This is a genomic window from Vibrio harveyi (genome assembly GCF_030060435.1).
GTDB lineage: Bacteria > Pseudomonadota > Gammaproteobacteria > Enterobacterales > Vibrionaceae > Vibrio > Vibrio harveyi.
On the sequence record NZ_CP125876.1, the window covers coordinates 636,008 to 654,382 of the forward strand.

The window sequence follows — 18,375 nt, forward strand, 5'->3', positions numbered from 1 at the left end:
GAGACCGCCATGTTTGCAGGTGAATACCAACTAAAAGCAGATGACATTGAGCTGTGTACTGACCGCACAACGATTCCAGTGAAAGTTTCTAATACGGGTGACCGCCCTGTTCAGGTTGGCTCGCACTACCACTTTGCTGAAGCGAATCGCGCTTTATCTTTTGACCGAGAGCTTGCTTACGGTCACCGCCTAGCGATCGCCGCTGGCATGTCAATCCGATTCGAACCAGGTCAAACCCGCGAAGTGGAGCTGATTCCGTTCGCTGGTTTACGTCAAGTCTACGGCTTCCGTGGCGACGTGATGGGCTCACTAGATAACAATTCTAAGTAAAGGTAACAGTAATGAAGATTTCTAGACAAGCGTATGTAGACATGTACGGTCCTACCACGGGCGACAAAGTCCGTCTGGGTGATACAGAGCTATGGATTGAGATTGAAAAAGACCACACGCACTACGGTGAAGAAGTCGTATTTGGTGGCGGTAAAGTTATTCGCGACGGTATGGGTCAGAGCCAGCGTTGTGATGACGCAGTGATGGATACGGTTATTACTAACGTTATCATCATGGATTACTGGGGCATCGTTAAAGCTGACGTTGGTCTTAAGCAAGGTCGTATCGCGGCAATCGGTAAAGCGGGTAACCCAGATGTACAGCCTAATGTTGATATCATCATTGGTCCTGGTACTGAAATCATCGCAGGTGAGAACCAAATCCTAACCGCAGGTGGTATCGATACACATATCCACTTTATCTGTCCGCAACAGATTGATGAAGCGCTGATGAGTGGTGTAACAACCATGATTGGTGGCGGTACGGGTCCTGCAACAGGCAGTCTAGCGACAACCAGCACATCAGGTCCTTGGCACATCGGTAAGATGATGCAAGCGGTCGATGATTTACCAATGAACATTGGTCTACTAGGTAAAGGCAGTGCAAGTACGCCTGAAGCGCTTGAGTTGCAAGTAAAAGCTGGCGCAATGAGCCTGAAGATCCACGAAGACTTTGGTGCGACTGCTGCATGTATTCACAACGCCTTGAATGTTGCAGATCGCTACGACGTTCAGGTTGCGCTTCACTCAGATAGCTTGAACGAATCTGGCTTCCTACAAGATACGCTGGCTGCATTTAAAGATCGTTGTATCCATACCTACCACACGGAAGGTGCGGGTGGTGGTCACGCTCCAGACATCATTGCAGCGTGTGCATTACCAAATGTACTGCCTTCTTCAACAAACCCAACGCGTCCGTACACCATCAATACCGTTGATGAGCATCTGGATATGTTGATGGAGTGTCACCATCTAGATCCAAACATCCCTGAAGACGTAGCATTTGCTGACTCTCGTATTCGTCGTGAAAGTATCGCCGCAGAAGACATTCTTCACGATATGGGCGTGATCTCGATGATGTCATCAGACTCACAAGCAATGGGACGTGTGGGTGAAGTGGTATGTCGTACTTGGCAGACAGCAAACAAGATGCGAGTTCAGCGCGGTCTACTTCCTGAAGACCAAGATCTTGGCACTGATAACTTCCGTGCGAAGCGCTACATCGCGAAATACACCATCAACCCAGCCATCACTCACGGTATCGCACACGAAGTGGGCTCGATTGAAGTAGGTAAATTCGCTGACTTGGTGCTTTGGAAACCAGCATTCTTCGGCGTTAAGCCATCCATCATCTTGAAAGGTGGCATGATCGCAGGCGCTGCGATGGGCGATCCAAACGCGGCGATCTCAACGCCTCAGCCAGTTCACTACCGCAACATGTTCGGCTCATTAGGTCGTGCAGTGTCAGCGACGCGCATGACGTTTGTTAGCCAAGCTGCGATGAACACAGGTCTAGAAGAAAAACTGGGTCTGAACAGCCCGCTTGTTGCGTGTAAAGACGTTCGTAACAAGACCAAACAAGACATGAAGCACAACGACGTGTGTCCTGAACTGACCGTAGATCCACAAACTTATGAAGTAAGTGCAGACGGCGTTCTATTGACGTGTGAACCAGCAACAGAAGTTCCGTTGGCTCAACGCTACCATTTGTTCTAATTAACAGTAAGGGCTTGCAATGCTTGAACTAACAAAACGATTAGATGCCAATACGGAATGTGAGGTATTCGATAGTCTTATTCTTCCTTATGAGCTGCGTATCCGAGGACGCCTGAAAGGAGTGACGGAAAAGGGACATGATGTCGGTTTGTTTCTCGATCGTGGACCAGTATTACGTGATGGCGACCTGCTAGAAGCGAAAACGGGTGAAGTGATTCGTGTCCATGCAGCGAACGAACCCGTCACGACGGCTTACATCAACGGCACGCTTCCTCTCGCTCGCCTTTGTTATCACCTAGGCAACCGCCACACATTGCTTGCGGTTGGTCAGGATGAAGACGGACGTTGTTGGGTACGAATGACGCCGGACCATGTGCTTGAAGAATTGGCACTGCTGCTTGGTGCAACATTGACGCATCATCAAGCGCCTTTTGACCCAGAATCCGGCGCGTACGCGCATGCTGGTCGTGAGCAATCTCATGATCACTCTCATGGTCACCATCACCACGGGCATCAGCATGGACACTAATACTTCTGATCGTGAAGTCGGTGATCTAGCACTACTTGGTTTGATGCAATTTATTAGCCCAGCACTACCTATTGGTGCGTTTGCTTGGTCGCAAGGGCTAGAAAGCGCTTTTGAGCTTGGTTGGGTGAAAAACGAAGAAGAGCTTTGTGCGTGGCTAGAAGGCGTGCTTGATGACGGTTTATCGCGTTGCGAATTACCTGTGTTAGCACGCTTGTATCACTCGTGGGCGAATCATGATTGCCAAGAAGTGACGTTTTGGAACGATTGGCTGTTAGCGAATCGCGAAACCTCTGAGTTATGCGAAGAAGACATTCGTCTTGGTCAAGCATTAATAGACTTACTGACCAATCTTGAAATGCACCCTCAGCTGCATGTTGAAGGGGCAAAACAGCTTCAAGAACCTGGATACGTGACCATGTTTGCTTGGGTTACACAGTTTAACCATATTCCTGTTCGACAGAGCCTGCTTGGCTTTGCATGGGGATGGTTAGAAAACCAATTGGCGGTGGCATGTAAAGCACTACCGCTGGGGCATACCGCAGCACAGCGTCTGTGTATTCGACTGCAACCTAAGCTTGTTGAAGCGGTCGAATCAGCCCTCAGCTTAGAGGATTGGGAGCTAGGTCCAACGCTTCCTGGTTTAGCGCTAGGAAGTGCAAAACATGAAACGCAATATTCAAGACTATTTCGAAGCTAATTTGCTTTAAAGAACAAAAGGAAAATTAATATGACACAGTGTTTACGTGTTGGTGTAGGCGGTCCTGTTGGTTCTGGTAAAACAGCGCTGCTACGTAAATTGTGTAAAGCACTTAAAGATCATTACAACATCGCGGTTGTAACGAACGATATTTACACCCGTGAAGATGCGGACTTCTTGCTCAAGCATGACGCGCTGCCATCGGATCGTATTCTTGGCGTAGAAACAGGCGGCTGTCCACATACTGCGATCCGTGAAGACGCTTCGATGAACCTTGCGGCGGTGAACGACTTACAATCGCGTCATCCAGACCTTGAGCTAGTGATGATCGAATCTGGTGGTGATAACTTGGCTGCGACATTCAGTCCAGAACTGTCTGACCTAACGATTTACGTTATTGATGTGTCTGCAGGCGACAAGATCCCACGTAAAGGTGGTCCGGGCATCACTAAGTCAGATCTATTGATCATTAATAAAATCGACATTGCTGAATATGTACACGCGTCTCTCGATATTATGGACCGTGATGCGAAGAAGATGCGTGGCGATCGTCCGTTTATTTTCGCGAACTTACATGACGGTGTTGGTTTAGAAGAAATTATTAGCTTTATTTTGAAAGAAGGCATGCTGCCTGACCGTAGATAGCATCCATCTTCTTTTAATATAAAAACGATATTTACCCTAGCGTTTCCCTACGCAAATTATTTAACTCTGTATTAATTAAGCCATACCAGTCATTGAGTACTGGTATGGCTTATTAATGCATATTTTTATTTTGCTAAATAACAATGTGCGTTAATTAAAAAATCCAATATTACTTTTATTTACATTCTGGGGCTATTTATGTCTGAAGTTAGAACCGCGTCCACATCTGGACCAGAGAAAAAAATGAGCAAACCACTTGCTTATATGTTTATTATGATTGGTATTTTCGCCTTAGCGTTCTCGGCAATCATGGTAAAAGAAGCAAACTTTGAACCAGCAACCAACGCCTTCTTACGTTGTTTTGTGGGCTTCTTAGTGTTGATTCCATTTGCCGTTGCTGAAATTAAAAAGAAAGGCTTAATTAATAAATCTGGTTTTGCTCTCGCTATTGTTGCCGGTATTTTCCTTGGTCTTGATATGACCTCTTGGAACTTTGCGATCTTCTTTATTGGTGCGGGCATCTCATCTATCTTGCTTAACCTACAGATCATCATCATGCCATTGCTTGCCATGACGTTTGATAAGTTTAAGCCAGAGAAAAGCTTCTGGTTCCTAGTACCGATTATGTTGTTCGGTATTGTTCTAGCGGGTGGTGTTCTAGAAGGCGGTCCATCCGAAGGTCCAAGCACCATGTGGGGCTACCCAATTGCGCTAGTGGGTACGATATTAGGTATTAAATCGGGTATTTGTTACGCGCTATACCTCTATACTAGCCGTAAGTCGGGCACACTGAACGCCGGTCGCTACTTCCAGCCACTGATGTGGGTATTCCTCGCTCAGCTTATCCCTGCTGCGATTGTTATGGCGACGACGCACGGTTTCAACATTACCACGGGTGTTCTTGTCGACGGCAAACTGCCACTATCAGCAGCTGATGGTTCAATTGCTGGTGATGCGATTAATATGAGCAACTGGATCTGGATTGTGATCTTAGGTGTTGTTGGTCATGCAGTTGCTTGGGTATTTGTACAAATTGGTTCGGTAAACTTGGACCCGACCGTTGTTGCAGGTCTATTGCTATTAAGCCCAATTACTACCGTTCTTGTTGCACCATTTACAAGTGGTGAGTCGGTGACGCTATTGCAGTCAATCGGTGTGGTGATTGTACTCGTTGCGGTGGCGTATCAAAATGGTCTGCATACTGCCGTGTTAAACAAGTTCAAAGGCGAGCCAGCGAAAGTGGAAGGCTAAGCTTCCGTTCTTGTAAACATAATAGAAAGCCCAATATTAACGCCAATATTGGGCTTTTTTAGGTTTTGTGGATTATGAGCTTCGATTGTGTTTGTTTGGCTATGAGGGAGTGATTAGTACTTGAGTGTCAGCAGTGATGAACCGTTGTTTTCTCTAGAATATTGTCTGAACTTTGAGGGCGTAAGATTGTACTTTCGTTTGAATGCATCACAGAAGTAAGCCGAACTACCAAAGCCGCAACGATGGCTGATCTCACTGACATTGTAGGAAGTGAACGTCAGCATATTGAGTGCAATGCCCATTCTTACGTCTAACAGCAATTGGCTGAAAGAGACGTCTTCTTTATTCAAGTGTCTTCTTAATGTGGAAGAGGAGATGAACAGCTTGCTGGCGACTTCCTCAATTTGCCACTTATGAGTCGGATCTTGGCTTATCATCCGAGTGATGACTTCTCGCTTTGATTGGTAATGATCGGACTTGAACATTCGAACAATATCCATTTCGTAGTAACTCATTGTTAAAAATATAAAAAATAGGGACTCTTCAACCAGTAATGTCTTTAATGCGTGGTTACTTAATGCGTCATGCCCCTCTTTTAATATTTTGAATCTGTCCTTTATCTCGAAGTTGTCACTGATAGCGTAAGAGATATTATTGGCACCAAATGCCCGCTGCGGAACTTTAGCAATCAGAGAGTCGATCGTATGGTTGGATACAGTCAGTATTTGAACCTCAATACACTGTGTCGGGCGCTCGCTGCGTAAGTCACACCAAACTCGACTGTATTGAGGAATCATCAAGATAGTTGGGGAGGTAATGGCGATTTTACTGTCATTGATGGACACCAGCCCTTTGGCTTCAGAGAGATATATTATGTAATGATGTTCCACATAAAACTCTCTGAGTGTTATCGTTTTACAGTCAATTACTTTTCTATACTTCATATCTATTATCACGATTGGAAATTTAGCTATTTGATATAGTAGTTTTTAAATTAACTTTGCTATTCGTTTCACATGAATAAAGGATAGGGCTCTATTTCTAAGTAAAATGAATATATTTCTAAATCATAATTAAAAACATATTTTTTATTTTCTGTTTTTATTGACTACGGATTTTTTTATTTGATAATGGCTAAATATTAACTAGCAAGGCTTATTAATGTGAAAGAAGTGTTAACCATTAAGGGATTGTCACTGGGCATTAAAACGGAGTTAGTTAGGGATATTAGCTTTAGTCTAAAAGAGAAAGAGTTCTTAGCGGTTGTTGGTCCTAATGGGTGCGGAAAATCGACCTTTATTCGCACCATTATGGGAACGGTGAATATATTCTCCGGTGAATTGAATTTTCTGGGTAAACCACTTTCGAGTTATAACCATAAAATGCGTTCAAGATATATTGCATTTATGGGGCAGAATAATACCGTCGACCCACAAATGAGAGTGCTTGATTATATTTCACTGGGGCGATTCCCTCATTTTCACTATTCCACACGTCAATACGACAACGAATGCATTACCCGCGTGATCGCCGAGCTTGGACTGGAGACGTTAAGAGAGCAAAAAGTTGGGCAGCTTTCTGGCGGAGAGTTTCAGCGCGTCAACTTAGCGCGAGTGTTGGTGCAAGAGCCCAAGTTGCTGCTTTTGGATGAACCGACGAATCACTTAGACCCTAAAGCGAGAATAGAGCTCCTCAAAATCGTTAAGGATAAGCAGATTACAACGATTGCCGTGCTACATGATTTAAACCTTGCCGAATACTTTGCCGACCAAGTGATGATCATTAATCGAGGCAAGATGCAGGTGTGCGATACGGTCGAAAACACGCTCAACGCTCACTGGATAAAAGATACTTTTGATTTGAATACCCTTCATTTCTTACATCCTACAACAGGAAAAGCGATTCGTTTTTTTGAAATAGATTAAGGAGTTACCGTGAAAAAAATATGCTTGATGCCGTTGTTTTTATCTGTCTCTGTTTACGCAAACACCAATGCACCGACGGAACCACATTACCCAGTCAGTGTTGAAAGCTGCGGGGACGTGTTGACGTTTGAACAAGCACCAAAACGAGCGGTATTCCAAGATCTCAATATGACGGAAATGGCGTTCGCATTGGGGCTACAACCTAACATGGTGGCAGTAAATGGTATTACAGGCTGGTATCAAGTATCCGATCAGTTCAAGACAGACTTAGGCGATATTCCCGAAATCTCTGGGCGTTACTTAACGCTAGAACCTTTACTAGAAAAGAATCCGGACTTCCTGTTTGCTGGTTGGAACTACGGTCTAAAATTTGGCTCGGATCTGACGCCACAAAACTTGGCGCACTTTGGTGTAAAGACGCTGGTACTCAGCGAAAGCTGCGCTCACATTACTAAGAAGAAACAACAAGCTTCTATGGAACTGCTTTACGGCGATGTCCTTAAGCTGGGCAAAGTCTTTGATAAGAGTGATAAAGCACAAAGCTTAGTCGAGAGCTGGAAGAAAGACCTCAAAGACATAGAGGCAAAGGTGGCTGCTTATCCAACCAAGAAGGTGTTCCTTTACGATTCAGGCATTGATCAGCCCTTTACCAGTGGGCGCTTTGCCATGCCTCACGCGCTGATCAAAGCGGCTGGTGGCGTCAACGTGATGGGTAACGAGAACTTTAGTTGGGGCACCGCACCATGGGAAAAAGTCGCCATTCATAATCCCGATATGATCATTTTGGTGGATTATGGCAGCTCAGATGATGCAGCGATCAACAGCTCGATAAAAGCCCTGAGTGACAACCCTCTAATGCGCCAAACGAATGCGGTGAAAAATGGTCAATTTTTGCGGTTGAAGTACAGTGAGCTGACGCCAGGTCCCAACAATGTGGTTGCCATCAAGAAGATTGCAGCCAAGCTCCATCCCGAGGCTGGTATCGTGATTCATGAGTAATTCGAATGTAAAGTTTTGGCTTGCTATCGTGGCAAGCCTGATGCTGCTATCGGTCATACTGTTCCTTTCGCTCTCTTACGGAACAATAAACATACCCTTTTCCTCGGTCTATCAGTTTTTTACCTTTGACCACGCCTCGCTACCTGCAATGACCAACGTTATTTTGAGTGAGATTCGAATTCCTAGATTTCTGCTCGCGATTTTAGTTGGTGCTGGGCTTGCTATGGTGGGGGCGCTATTGCAGACCGTGACTAAGAACGACTTGGCTGATCCATTTTTGTTTGGGCTCTCCGCGGGTGCATCGGCTGGCGTTGTTGCGGTTATTAGCCATTTCGATTTAGCGTTAGGTCAATGGTCTTTACCGGTGGCAGCATTTGCTGGGGCAACCTTATCGGCAGCTTCGGTCATCCTAGTGTTCTTTTTGCAAAAATCTCAAGGGGTTGAACGCCTGATCTTGTCTGGATTGGCGGTTTCGTTCCTGTTCAGTGCCATTACTGGATATTTGATTTATACCGGCGATCAACGTTCGGCGAGTAATATTCTCTTTTGGTCGATGGGGGGACTAGGGCTGGCAAAATGGGAAAATCTACCGTTTGCCTCTGTTGGGGTTATTGTGCTCGCACTGTTTACCATGCTGCGCTGGCGTTCGCTCGATGCCATGTTGGTGGATGAGGACACCAGTAACTCACTGGGTGTAAGCGTCAAATTCCTCCGCGTGACCGTGTTTATCTTATCGGCACTCTCTACAGCCATCTTTGTCTCTTTAAGTGGCGTGATTGGCTTTGTTGGTCTCATCGTGCCGCATCTTGCGAAACCATTTTCCGGACCGAGTCATCGTTATCTATTGCCTTTATGTGCTTTTATTGGCGCGATGCTGCTCTCAGCCAGTGACTTAATGAGCCGAGTGCTGATCCCCGGTCAGGAGTTACCCATAGGTCTGATGACCTCAGCAATTGGCTCTATGTTTATTCTGTTTTTCGTACTTAGAAAGAAATAAGGCGAGATAGACCCCAATTGCCCAATTGTCTTAGCGTTAACTCGGTATATAACAGTCGGTCTCGCTATGTATTCAAACGGCGAGACCGACTGTTTTTGGTTGTTAAGGGAAGCGTGAGAAAGCGACTCCTTGCCGTCGATTACTTGTTGTTTTGGATAATTTTTTCCGCATCGCCAACCGCTCTGGTTAAGCTATGGTTGCTGGACAGCTGACCGGAACTTACTGGACCAAGAACATGGGTATATAGCGCTAACTGCTTCTCGAATGGCAGTTTTAGAGTGTTGTAGAGCTCCTGCCTAATTTGAACATGAGACTCTTGTGGGGCTGAGGATAAGCGTAATAGGGTTTCATGAATAACAGTCTTCATCTGTTGTTTGTCCTTTTGTTTTCTACGTTGTTAGGGCTTAAATAAAGTACCACCACCGAGCATGTGCATACTCGGTGGTGGTCGTGTTCATCAGTATTGGTTTGGACGAGATTGCTCGCTTTATCCAAGTTTTGGTGAGTGCTTCAAAGTGAAAGCACTTCTTTTGTTATGTTCTAACTCAAGAGCTTATTAATTCGGTTGATGACCGTTAGGTTCTGGTGCTGTCTGTCTTTTCTAATTTCGTTAACTAAGGTTTTTCTCAGCCTCGCTTTGGTGACTTTTAACGGAGGCATGCTCAATGAGCCCTTCACTCTGCATGAGATCGTATCGGGGCAATATATCTCACCTTTGGCTGTATTTCTTAGTAGCCAACGAAAGCAATTTGGACATAACTTATCTGTTTTCTCGTACATATTTTTTCGGCTTACTATCCGTTAAATAGATAAAAAATTAACACCATTCGAATATAAGCGGATGTTATACCCATCACTGGCGATAGACTTAAACTGACAAATAAAAACGTTATCGAAATTAAACTTGTATTTATTTGAATTTTCACAGTTGTAGAAGAGTAAGCTTGAGTCTAATTCGACAAAGACGTTGTCTTCTGAATCGCAAGAAAAGGAGGTGACATCATCAATAGAATTGAGAAAACTTAATATCTTGTTCCAGTATGTGACATTGAAGGGCTTTAACCTAATCTCAAAGTCCTCAATCGATGAATAGTCAATCCTTTCTAAGTTCATTTTCTACCTCAAAAAAAGCCCTAACCAAAATTGGATAGGGCTAAGTTGTGCAAGAGCGGAATAAAGTTATCTGTGAGTAGGTTACTCAATTCATATGAGCGAGTGGACTCTATCAAATAGGAGGTTATATCGACAAGTGGGTGTGAAATATTTCTTATTATTTCAAAACATTATGACTTAATTGTTTAATTTATAAATCAAATGCAAGCCTTTTTCTGTTCTTCTTGGTTTCATATTATTAATGATATTAGAGATGAATTTTTGAGTAGGAAAAGGTGCATCAAGGCAATGGGAAAATTGAAATGTAAAGCGTGTAAAAATTAAACATAATGCGCGCATGTTGTAATGAAGTGCGTCTAAATAATCAGCATAATCTTATAGTTTTACTTACGATGTGATTGTTTGTGAAAGGAGAGGTATGAAAATATTTAGAGGCATATTAATTGATTTAGTCATCCTTGTTGGGGTTCTATCTGGGATGATTACTTTCTCTTTAAATAAAATCGATATATTAGGAACTATTCTGATTATCACCGCTTCTTTGTTGATCTTGGCTCTATTTATCTATGGTTTAAAAGATGGATATAACAGAAGCAGTTGATTCTATTATTATTCTATGTTGAATTGGAATGAAATATAGCTAATGGCTCTCCTTTCTAGCCTCCATGATGTTTATGTAAGTTAAATACTTTTATCATTAATTAAAGGTAACATTAAAATGACTGGCACCATTATTAAATGCTCTAGAAATACAGAAACTGCACCACTCAACAGCCATTCAACGCAAAGTGTTGCGTTTTCTCACTACAACAATATCTCCGCTCAACTTCCGATTGATCCTCAAACCAACCAGCTTGTTGAAGGTGGCATTCAGGAGCAAGCCAAACAATGTCTTTTGAACATCAAAAGAATTGTAGAGAGCATTGATCATGTAATGGATGATGTCGTTAAGATAAATGTCTACTTGACCAACATTCATGACGTTGAAGAAGTAAATAAGGTATATGCGACTTTCTTTACGAACCTTCTACCAACACGCACAGTGCTGGCGATTGAGGCGGTGCCTTTTGAAGGAGCGTTACTACAAATGGATGCGCTTATTTCTAATGGAGAGGGGACAACACCCCAAAAGCCATGTGACCTGATCAAGGTGTCGCGTGATACTGATCTGGCACCGACCAATCCGATTTCTACACAAACGGTCGCATTCTCGCACTACAACAACATCTCCGCACAGTTGCCGGTAGATGCAGCGACAGGAAACTTGGTCGAAGGTGGCGTAAAAGAACAAACTCATCAATGTCTGCAAAACATCAAGAACATTCTAGAGAGCATTGATGTACCGCTGGATGACATCGTAAAAACGACCGTTTACCTGCAAGATCTAGCAGATATTGAATCAGTGAACGAAGTGTACCGTACTTTCTTCCCAGATTCGGCGATCGCAAGAGCTGTGGCTTACATGCCTGCTCGCTCGGTTATTCAAGCTTCAGCGCTGCCAATGGGCGCTGCAGTACAAATTGATGCCGTGATTTCTCATGGTGACGGTACGCCGCCTCAAGAAGTTGAAGATCGTCATGGCATTGTGATTAAGGCAAACAACACGCTGAATGCTCCTCTTGATGCGCTTGCGACGCAAACTGTGGCGTTTTCTCACTATAACCACATTTCCGCGCAACTACCGATAGATGCACTGAACCATGAGTTGGTTCAAGGTGGGGCTAAAGAGCAAGCTGAGCAATGTTTGAAAAATATTAAAGCGATCGTTGAGAGTATTGGTCACGTGATGAATGACGCGGTTAAGGTCAATATTCAAGTGACTGACATTGCTGATATTGATGCAATCAACGAGGTGTACGCCACTTTCTTTGATGGCGATTTGCCGGCAAGAACCGTGATTGCTGTGTCTAACATTGCGCTAGGTGCAAAAGTTCAAATGGATTGTGTTCTGTCAAATGCAGAAGGCACACCGCCACAAGTGTAATCAAATACAAAGCCATCACTCTGGTTAAGAGTGATGGCTGATGATTGAGTTTATTCGTTGGATTATCTCTACTCTATATTTCTTTCTGGTTGAAAAACGACATCCAAGATCTCAATGGCTTTCTTGTTGCCATTTGGCAGTATCCAATCGATGCGTTGACCGACAGACAGCCCGATAAGTGCCATGCCAATCGGCGCGAGTATGGAGATGTGAGAGTTATCTTTCACTTGGTTTGGATACACGAGCACTTTCTGAATCTGCTCATCCTCACCAAGGAATTTAAACGTCACTTTAGAGTTCATCGTGACAATATTGTTGTCGATCTCGTGTGCATCGACAATCAATGCGCGGTCAATTTCATCTTCTAATTTAAGCAGCTCGTCACTGCAATTCGGAATGTTATCCAGTAATCGGCAGATGTTGTTGTAGTCATCAGCTGTAACGGTGATCGAATTAGACATAATATTTCCCTAAATCTAATTTTTATGACCCAGCCTTTGAGATGGCTTGGGTATATCGTGAAGTTTTCTAGTGCATAAAGCGAAACACCATACTCCTGAAGGACGAGAGAAAACGTTACCTGGACGCAATGATTGGTGATTTAAATGAAAAGCAAAATAGACTGAGCAGAAAGCGCAAGGCTTCACGCTCGATCCGTCATCCACTGCCTTTTTTTGGAGCGGTGTTAGCTCACATCGTCACTTCTTGTGGAGACAAGTGACGCATCACTGGTCTTCTTAGACTGAGCTCGGAACTGTGATGGCGTTAAGTGATATTTTCTCTTGAAGGCATCACAAAAATAAGCGGCGCTACCAAATCCACAGCGGTTGCTGATCTGTGAAACGTTGTAGGAAGTGAACGTTAGCATGTTCAATGCAAGCCCCATTCTTACATCTACCAATAGTTGGCTAAACGACAGGTTCTCTTTCTGCAAATGCCTTCTTAATGTTGAGGTAGAGGTAAACAGCTGCTTGGCAACATCTTGAATTTGCCACTTTCTTTGTGGTTCTTTCGTGATCATTCGTGCGATGACTTCGCGCTTGCTTTCTTCGTAATTGAACTGAAAGACATTGAAAACATCGATACCCGACTCGCAAAGAGAGAGCAGTATGAAGTACAGAGTTTGCTCTAAGAACATGATCTTCAAAGCATCTCTACTTAAGGAGTCATACACTTCTTTGAGTAGTTGAAAGTTATTGTCCACATCCACTGGTGTTGGCAGTTGATGGGCGACAGTGTTTTTAATGAAGCTACGTTTTTGGGGCAGTTGAAGCAGTGAGGATTCGAGCATCTCATCGGTCACGATTAACAACTGAATCTGCAATGGTGAGAATGACGACTTTTGAGTCAAATTACACGACAAGCAGGTAAATTGAGGAATAATTAAGGTTGCTGGACCATCGATGGTGATTTGTTGTTCATTGATGTAAACCGTCCCCTTGGCAAAGGCGATGTTGACGATGTAGTGATACTCTACGTAAAACTCCTCAAGTTTTACGGGTTTGAACATTTCAATATATCTATATTCCACTATTGCTTATCTCATAATTGGGCTTACTACAGGCAGTAAGTTGGGCTAAAAGAAAAGCATCCATGCGACAGTACACCGCACAGTATAACGCTACTCCTTTGTTCTTTTCATAAATTCATCAAAGAAAGTGTCTTATCTCAGTAATTTGAGCTCAAATCTAAATAGGCGCTATTGATTTTTTATTTAACTTATTGAAAGTAATGAATAATGTTTTTGTTTTTATCAATCATGAAAATTAAGATTACGAGTCACATAGCTGAATTGAGCATCAATAGCACACCTGATAATAGTGTTCTTTATGCAGAGATGGTGCTTGAAGTATTTTGAACATCTTAGGATTTAGATATGAAGTCACAATGTTCAGATAATTTAGCCTGAATTATAATTCTAAATTTTATGGGCTGATATCGTAATTGAATGGTGAGGCTTTTATTGTATATTTTGCTTCGAGAGTGGTTAGGAGACATAACCTACCAGTCGAATCATGTAGACATTGTTGATGATAAAAATTGCAAACCTTCGTTATCAATATTTACGGGTTAGTTAGTCAAAAACTTCGCCAATGAGTTTACCTAATCACTCTCAAACCATTCACAACTCAGTGCCTTATTCAATACTCCAATACTCACTAAAACAATCATCACTTGTTGCTTGATGAGCGCCATTCAAAATCATCCTCTTGATTGGTGACTTTCAATAACGTTCGGCTTTTTCATTATTAGCCATTAAATAATTACACATCGAATTTTTAACTCCATCCATAATTTGGACAACTCTTATGCAAGAAGACTACAAACAACCTTTGCGAATTGGCGTTGGTGGACCTGTCGGGTCTGGTAAAACGGCATTGCTAGAGGTTCTGTGCAAAACTCTCCGAGATCTTTATCAGATCGCTGTCGTCACCAACGATATCTACACGCAAGAAGATGCAAAGATACTCACTCAGGCAGAAGCCTTAGATGCGGACCGTATTCTTGGGGTAGAGACTGGTGGTTGCCCGCATACCGCGATTAGAGAAGACGCCTCGATGAACCTTGCTGCGGTGGAGGAACTCTCTACGCGGCACAAAAACCTAGACGTGGTATTTATCGAAAGTGGTGGTGACAATCTTAGTGCCACGTTTAGCCCTGAACTGGCTGACTTGATGATCTATGTGATTGATGTATCGGAAGGGGAGAAAATTCCACGCAAAGGCGGACCGGGCATTACACGCTCTGATTTGCTTGTTATCAACAAAATAGACCTTGCGCCTTATGTTGGAGCATCATTAGAGGTCATGGAAGCGGATACCGCTCGAATGCGTCCAGAAAAACCTTATGTGTTTACCAACCTGAAAGAAGGGAAGGGGCTGCAAGAAATCATAGACTTCATTGTTGATAAAGGCATGCTTGAAAAGAGATAGCATCGAAGTGCGCCATAGAAACTGCTGCGTATCATGATGCATGAAGAATTATATTTATTCGCAGTCGTTTCTATGCCTAATATCCACAGTGAGTCGATACTGAAAAAAAAGCAGCTTTAAATGATTAAAGCTGCAAAGAATCAATAGCAGGAAAAGTAGATGATTACATCTACGGAACCAAAGTGAAACCAAACAATTGTGTAGTAACGTTTGATGAACACTATAGTATATGACTCACGTTCTGTTTCAATGCGTTCAGTTGTGGTTGAAGCTGAATCTAAATATCTGGAGCAGATTATTAAATAGTCCCTACTTCAATAATCTAATGATGTTCTTGGGTCTTCTTATATAGTCGTAAAACTCTTTTGCTTTAAGCCTACCGACTGAAAGTTCAATTTTAAGCTCATTGGCAAATAATCTTAATGTCGATCGATTAACCATATCTTTACGAGCATTCACTTTATCTAGGTATTCATCCAAGATTTTGTCATCATAAACGTAGATATATTCACTCATAATCGCATGTCTTTTTAAATGATAGTTTTAGTTGGCAGTAAACCCTGAATTAGAGTTTGGTTTTTATGACGAGGTAAATTGATGCCGTTTTAGACGATGTTCGTTTTGCGTTTGGATTATTAAGGTATAAGAATAAGGCTTCAAGCAGTTTTGCTGTGATTCCTTTATGTTGAAATAATCTAGTCTGATGGTGAAATACAAACCTTACTATTAGTTCTGCTCCAAAGTGGTTTAAATATTTGCTTAATTCATTTTGATAAATGTTGATTATGGATGTGTTTATATTTATCTGACACTGTGATGACTTTGAGGTTTTACTAATTATCTGATTTTTCTTAATTTATTAAATGAGGATAAGATGAAGAAATCACTGTTAGCGATTAGCCTTTTATTAAGCTCTGCAGCACATGCTGCGCATTGGGGATACGAAGGCGAGAATGGACCTGAGTTTTGGGGCAAGTTCTCTGAAGATTGCCAGCAAGGTAAGAACCAAAGTCCTGTTAATATTCAATCAACCGTGCTGGGTATTATGGATGAAATCAACATCAACTATTTAGGTGATGCCGTTTCTGCTATTGATAATGGTCATACTTTGCAAGCCAATGTTGAAGGCAATAACACGCTACTGGTTGACGATAAAAAGTTCACGCTTTCTCAGTTTCACTTCCATACGCCATCTGAAAACCACATCAACGGAAAAGAGTACCCGCTAGAGGCGCACTTTGTTCATGCCGATAAGGATGGCAATCTAGCGGTTGTGGCAGTCTTCTATAAGCTAGGAGATGAAAACCCAGCATTGGAGCAGTTGCTAAAGCATGACTTTGAAAAAGGCAAAACAACCAGCTTTGCACCAGTGAGCATCAAGTCTCTCATTCCTTCTAAGCACAGCTACTACCGATTCAATGGCTCGTTAACGACACCACCATGTTCTGAAGGCGTTCGTTGGTTGGTACTAAAAGAGGTTCAAACGGTATCTGCAGGGCAAGTGAAAGCGTTTATGGACATCATGGGCAAGAACAATCGTCCTATCCAGCCTATTAACGCTCGACTCATTCTCAACTAACCCATTGATGATGAGTCGAAACCTGACGCGGTTTCCGTGCTATCTGAGATGAACGGTTGTCTAAACGAAAAAAAGGACTCTTAGTGAGTCCTTTTTGATATTAAAAATAAGAGCATACATCAAGTGGAACTCAAGTGTTTGATGGGTACTCCATCCTTGGAGATTTGACACTTAAGCGACATCGAACGCAGTCACACATTGCACTCGGATGTACTAACCGAAACCAATTTAACATTGGACTTGTAAGCAGTACATCAAATGATTTTTGTCGATTAAAGATGCCTAAGTAGCTCAATTTTAAGTGGTTTATCTTCGAGGCTTTAGGCGGATATTGTCGATATTGAGCGTAAGTTAGAGCGAAGTTGGCATTTATTAGAATGCTTGTAGATATGCACTAGCGTCTAGGTTTTTTGAGAGCGTGAGTCTCTCTGAAAGCTCTCCTACCTATTAGATAGCGAATGTTAATCGTCGTAGAAAATGCGCTCTGTATAATCTGCAGTTTCTGCAATAAAAAAGGACTCAATTGAGAGCCCTTTTGGTTTTCGCTGTTTGACGTTGCGACGGAATTACAAGAACGCTTTGTATGGCAGTTCTGGTTCGTTTTTGAAGATGTCGCTAAAGCCACGGAAGTGCTGGTAGTGCATGCGACCTTTATCGGTTGGGAAGGTGTATTTGCCCCCGACTTGCCAGAAGAACGGTGCGAACTTGTATTGCAGACGGTCTTTCTTCATATTCCACAATACTTCGATTTCGCGTGGGTCGTTTTGGAAGTTCGCCCAAATATCGTGGTGGAATGGCATAACGACATCACAGTTCAACGATTCTGCTGCGCGTAGGATGTCAGAAGACGTCATCTTGTCAGTCACGCCGCGAGGGTTCTCACCGAATGACAACAGTGCCACGTCGATTTGGTATTCGTTGCCGTGCGCTGCGTAGTAGTTCGAGTAGTGCGAGTCACCAGAGTGGTAAACCGAGCCACCTGAAGTTTCAATCAGGTAGTTCACCGCGCGTTTGTCCATGCCGTCGAGGATTTCTTTATCGTAAGATGAAGTGCCCTCTGGCAGTGTGACAAGTGCAGTACGGTCGAATGAATCCAGTACGCGGATCTTCATGTCGCCGACCTCAAGTACATCGCCCACTTTCGCGACCACACAACGCTCTTCTGGCACGCCCCAGCCCATCCATAAATCGACACATGCTTGTGGACCGATGAACTTCACGTGGTCACCACAGTTTTGCAGTACCGCTGCCGCGACGTTCACGTCGATATGGTCAGCATGGTCATGGGATGCCATCACAGCGTCGATCTCTTTGATAGCAAATGGGTCAAGCGGGAAGATAGCAGTACGTAGGTTTGGTTGCAGCGCTTCGACACCGCCCATACGCATCATTTGGTGCTGGTTCTTCATGAAGGCATTCTTTTGCGTCTTTTTGCCCGTACCACACCAGAAGTCGATAGAGATGTTGGTGTTGCCCTCACTCTTCAACCAGATACCTGTACAACCTAGCCACCACATCGAGAATGTATTTGGTTCTACCACCGTATTTTCGATCTCTTCGTTCAGCCAAGTACCCCACTCAGGGAATGTATTTAGGATCCAAGATTCACGAGTGATTTCATTTACTTTACTCATAGCAACACCTTTTTGTTTCACAATTTTTATTAAATTTGGGATGT

Annotated in this window: 18 protein-coding genes; 13 read left to right on the plus strand and 5 right to left on the minus strand. The window is 43.2% G+C overall.

Annotated features, from left to right (window positions below; all coding sequences use genetic code 11):
- Nucleotides 1–9 precede the first annotated feature (9 nt).
- From QMY49_RS19420 to QMY49_RS19445, 6 genes are all read left to right on the plus strand, one after another.
- The gene (locus tag QMY49_RS19420) at nt 10–330 is read left to right on the plus strand and encodes an urease subunit beta (protein WP_009696560.1); all 321 of its coding nucleotides are present in this window, start codon (nt 10–12) and stop codon (nt 328–330) included.
- A gap of 11 nt (nt 331–341) precedes the next feature.
- Nucleotides 342–2,045, plus strand: coding sequence for an urease subunit alpha (gene ureC / locus QMY49_RS19425; protein WP_283316199.1), 1,704 nt, complete (start codon nt 342–344; stop codon nt 2,043–2,045).
- A 19-nt stretch (nt 2,046–2,064) separates the two neighbouring features.
- Nucleotides 2,065–2,574 carry an urease accessory protein UreE gene (gene ureE, locus QMY49_RS19430; RefSeq protein WP_283316201.1) on the plus strand — a complete coding sequence of 170 codons (510 nt, stop codon included), beginning with the start codon at nt 2,065–2,067 and terminating at the stop codon, nt 2,572–2,574.
- Nucleotides 2,525–3,271, plus strand: a complete 747-nt coding sequence (locus tag QMY49_RS19435; RefSeq protein ID WP_283316203.1) for an urease accessory protein UreF — start codon at nt 2,525–2,527, stop codon at nt 3,269–3,271. Before ureE ends, QMY49_RS19435 begins: the two co-directional genes overlap by 50 nt.
- 30 nt (nt 3,272–3,301) lie before the next feature.
- Nucleotides 3,302–3,916, plus strand: coding sequence for an urease accessory protein UreG (gene ureG / locus QMY49_RS19440; RefSeq protein ID WP_009696564.1), 615 nt, complete (start codon nt 3,302–3,304; stop codon nt 3,914–3,916).
- A gap of 198 nt (nt 3,917–4,114) precedes the next feature.
- Complete coding sequence (locus tag QMY49_RS19445) at nt 4,115–5,167, plus strand: DMT family transporter (protein ID WP_269984656.1); 1,053 nt, start codon at nt 4,115–4,117, stop codon at nt 5,165–5,167.
- A 113-nt stretch (nt 5,168–5,280) separates the two neighbouring features.
- On the opposite strand, the gene QMY49_RS19450 is transcribed toward QMY49_RS19445, so the two are convergent.
- Nucleotides 5,281–6,057: an AraC family transcriptional regulator gene (locus QMY49_RS19450; RefSeq protein ID WP_274790932.1), complete on the minus strand. Its 777-nt coding sequence runs from the start codon at nt 6,055–6,057 to the stop codon at nt 5,281–5,283.
- A 273-nt stretch (nt 6,058–6,330) separates the two neighbouring features.
- On the opposite strand from QMY49_RS19450, the gene QMY49_RS19455 reads away from it, so the two are divergent.
- The 3 genes from QMY49_RS19455 to QMY49_RS19465 are packed head-to-tail and all read left to right on the plus strand — an operon-like array spanning nt 6,331 to nt 9,088.
- Nucleotides 6,331–7,092: an ABC transporter ATP-binding protein gene (locus QMY49_RS19455; RefSeq protein ID WP_283316210.1), complete on the plus strand. Its 762-nt coding sequence runs from the start codon at nt 6,331–6,333 to the stop codon at nt 7,090–7,092.
- Nucleotides 7,093–7,101: 9 nt separating this feature from the next.
- Entirely contained in the window at nt 7,102–8,091 is a 990-nt protein-coding gene (locus QMY49_RS19460; RefSeq protein ID WP_283316212.1) for an ABC transporter substrate-binding protein, read from the plus strand.
- Nucleotides 8,084–9,088 carry a FecCD family ABC transporter permease gene (locus tag QMY49_RS19465; RefSeq protein WP_026000287.1) on the plus strand — a complete coding sequence of 335 codons (1,005 nt, stop codon included), beginning with the start codon at nt 8,084–8,086 and terminating at the stop codon, nt 9,086–9,088. Before QMY49_RS19460 ends, QMY49_RS19465 begins: the two co-directional genes overlap by 8 nt.
- A 139-nt stretch (nt 9,089–9,227) precedes the next feature.
- Here QMY49_RS19465 and QMY49_RS19470 read toward each other — a convergent pair whose 3' ends face one another.
- On the minus strand, nt 9,228–9,455 hold the full coding sequence (locus tag QMY49_RS19470) for a PAS factor family protein (protein WP_283316216.1): 228 nt from the start codon (nt 9,453–9,455) through the stop codon (nt 9,228–9,230).
- Nucleotides 9,456–10,619: 1,164 nt separating this feature from the next.
- Here QMY49_RS19470 and QMY49_RS19475 point away from each other — a divergent pair.
- Both QMY49_RS19475 and QMY49_RS19480 read left to right on the plus strand, forming a co-directional pair.
- Complete coding sequence (locus tag QMY49_RS19475; protein ID WP_053052533.1) at nt 10,620–10,802, plus strand: hypothetical protein; 183 nt, start codon at nt 10,620–10,622, stop codon at nt 10,800–10,802.
- Between the two features lie 117 nt (nt 10,803–10,919).
- A complete protein-coding gene (locus QMY49_RS19480; protein ID WP_152163959.1) occupies nt 10,920–12,185 on the plus strand; it encodes a RidA family protein in 1,266 nt (421 codons plus the stop codon).
- Between the two features lie 68 nt (nt 12,186–12,253).
- On the opposite strand, the gene rnk is transcribed toward QMY49_RS19480, so the two are convergent.
- Both rnk and QMY49_RS19490 read right to left on the minus strand, forming a co-directional pair.
- Complete coding sequence (rnk, locus tag QMY49_RS19485; protein WP_283316220.1) at nt 12,254–12,646, minus strand: nucleoside diphosphate kinase regulator; 393 nt, start codon at nt 12,644–12,646, stop codon at nt 12,254–12,256.
- Between the two features lie 224 nt (nt 12,647–12,870).
- Entirely contained in the window at nt 12,871–13,695 is an 825-nt protein-coding gene (locus QMY49_RS19490; protein ID WP_050936513.1) for an AraC family transcriptional regulator, read from the minus strand.
- A 799-nt stretch (nt 13,696–14,494) separates the two neighbouring features.
- On the opposite strand from QMY49_RS19490, the gene ureG (QMY49_RS19495) reads away from it, so the two are divergent.
- Together ureG (QMY49_RS19495) and QMY49_RS19500 are read left to right on the plus strand one after the other, a co-directional pair.
- Nucleotides 14,495–15,118: an urease accessory protein UreG gene (ureG, locus tag QMY49_RS19495; RefSeq protein ID WP_283316224.1), complete on the plus strand. Its 624-nt coding sequence runs from the start codon at nt 14,495–14,497 to the stop codon at nt 15,116–15,118.
- Nucleotides 15,119–15,992: 874 nt separating this feature from the next.
- Nucleotides 15,993–16,697 (plus strand): carbonic anhydrase, encoded by a 705-nt coding sequence (locus tag QMY49_RS19500; protein ID WP_009696578.1) that lies wholly within the window; start codon nt 15,993–15,995, stop codon nt 16,695–16,697.
- A 566-nt stretch (nt 16,698–17,263) separates the two neighbouring features.
- Here QMY49_RS19500 and ulaG read toward each other — a convergent pair.
- Entirely contained in the window at nt 17,264–18,331 is a 1,068-nt protein-coding gene (gene ulaG, locus QMY49_RS19505; protein ID WP_005448892.1) for an L-ascorbate 6-phosphate lactonase, read from the minus strand.
- Between the last annotated feature and the right edge of the window lie 44 nt (nt 18,332–18,375).

Coding starts and splice junctions, on each gene's coding strand:
- QMY49_RS19465 (WP_026000287.1), top strand. CDS start 8,084: ATGAGTAATTCGAATGTAAAGTTTTGGCTTGCTATCGTGGCAAGCCTG.
- ureE (WP_283316201.1), top strand. CDS start 2,065: ATGCTTGAACTAACAAAACGATTAGATGCCAATACGGAATGTGAGGTA.
- ureC (WP_283316199.1), top strand. CDS start 342: ATGAAGATTTCTAGACAAGCGTATGTAGACATGTACGGTCCTACCACG.
- ureG (WP_283316224.1), top strand. CDS start 14,495: ATGCAAGAAGACTACAAACAACCTTTGCGAATTGGCGTTGGTGGACCT.
- QMY49_RS19475 (WP_053052533.1), top strand. CDS start 10,620: ATGAAAATATTTAGAGGCATATTAATTGATTTAGTCATCCTTGTTGGG.
- QMY49_RS19500 (WP_009696578.1), top strand. CDS start 15,993: ATGAAGAAATCACTGTTAGCGATTAGCCTTTTATTAAGCTCTGCAGCA.
- QMY49_RS19445 (WP_269984656.1), top strand. CDS start 4,115: ATGTCTGAAGTTAGAACCGCGTCCACATCTGGACCAGAGAAAAAAATG.
- ulaG (WP_005448892.1), bottom strand. CDS start 18,331: ATGAGTAAAGTAAATGAAATCACTCGTGAATCTTGGATCCTAAATACA.
- QMY49_RS19480 (WP_152163959.1), top strand. CDS start 10,920: ATGACTGGCACCATTATTAAATGCTCTAGAAATACAGAAACTGCACCA.
- QMY49_RS19435 (WP_283316203.1), top strand. CDS start 2,525: ATGATCACTCTCATGGTCACCATCACCACGGGCATCAGCATGGACACT.
- ureG (WP_009696564.1), top strand. CDS start 3,302: ATGACACAGTGTTTACGTGTTGGTGTAGGCGGTCCTGTTGGTTCTGGT.
- QMY49_RS19420 (WP_009696560.1), top strand. CDS start 10: ATGTTTGCAGGTGAATACCAACTAAAAGCAGATGACATTGAGCTGTGT.
- QMY49_RS19470 (WP_283316216.1), bottom strand. CDS start 9,455: ATGAAGACTGTTATTCATGAAACCCTATTACGCTTATCCTCAGCCCCA.
- QMY49_RS19490 (WP_050936513.1), bottom strand. CDS start 13,695: ATGTTCAAACCCGTAAAACTTGAGGAGTTTTACGTAGAGTATCACTAC.
- rnk (WP_283316220.1), bottom strand. CDS start 12,646: ATGTCTAATTCGATCACCGTTACAGCTGATGACTACAACAACATCTGC.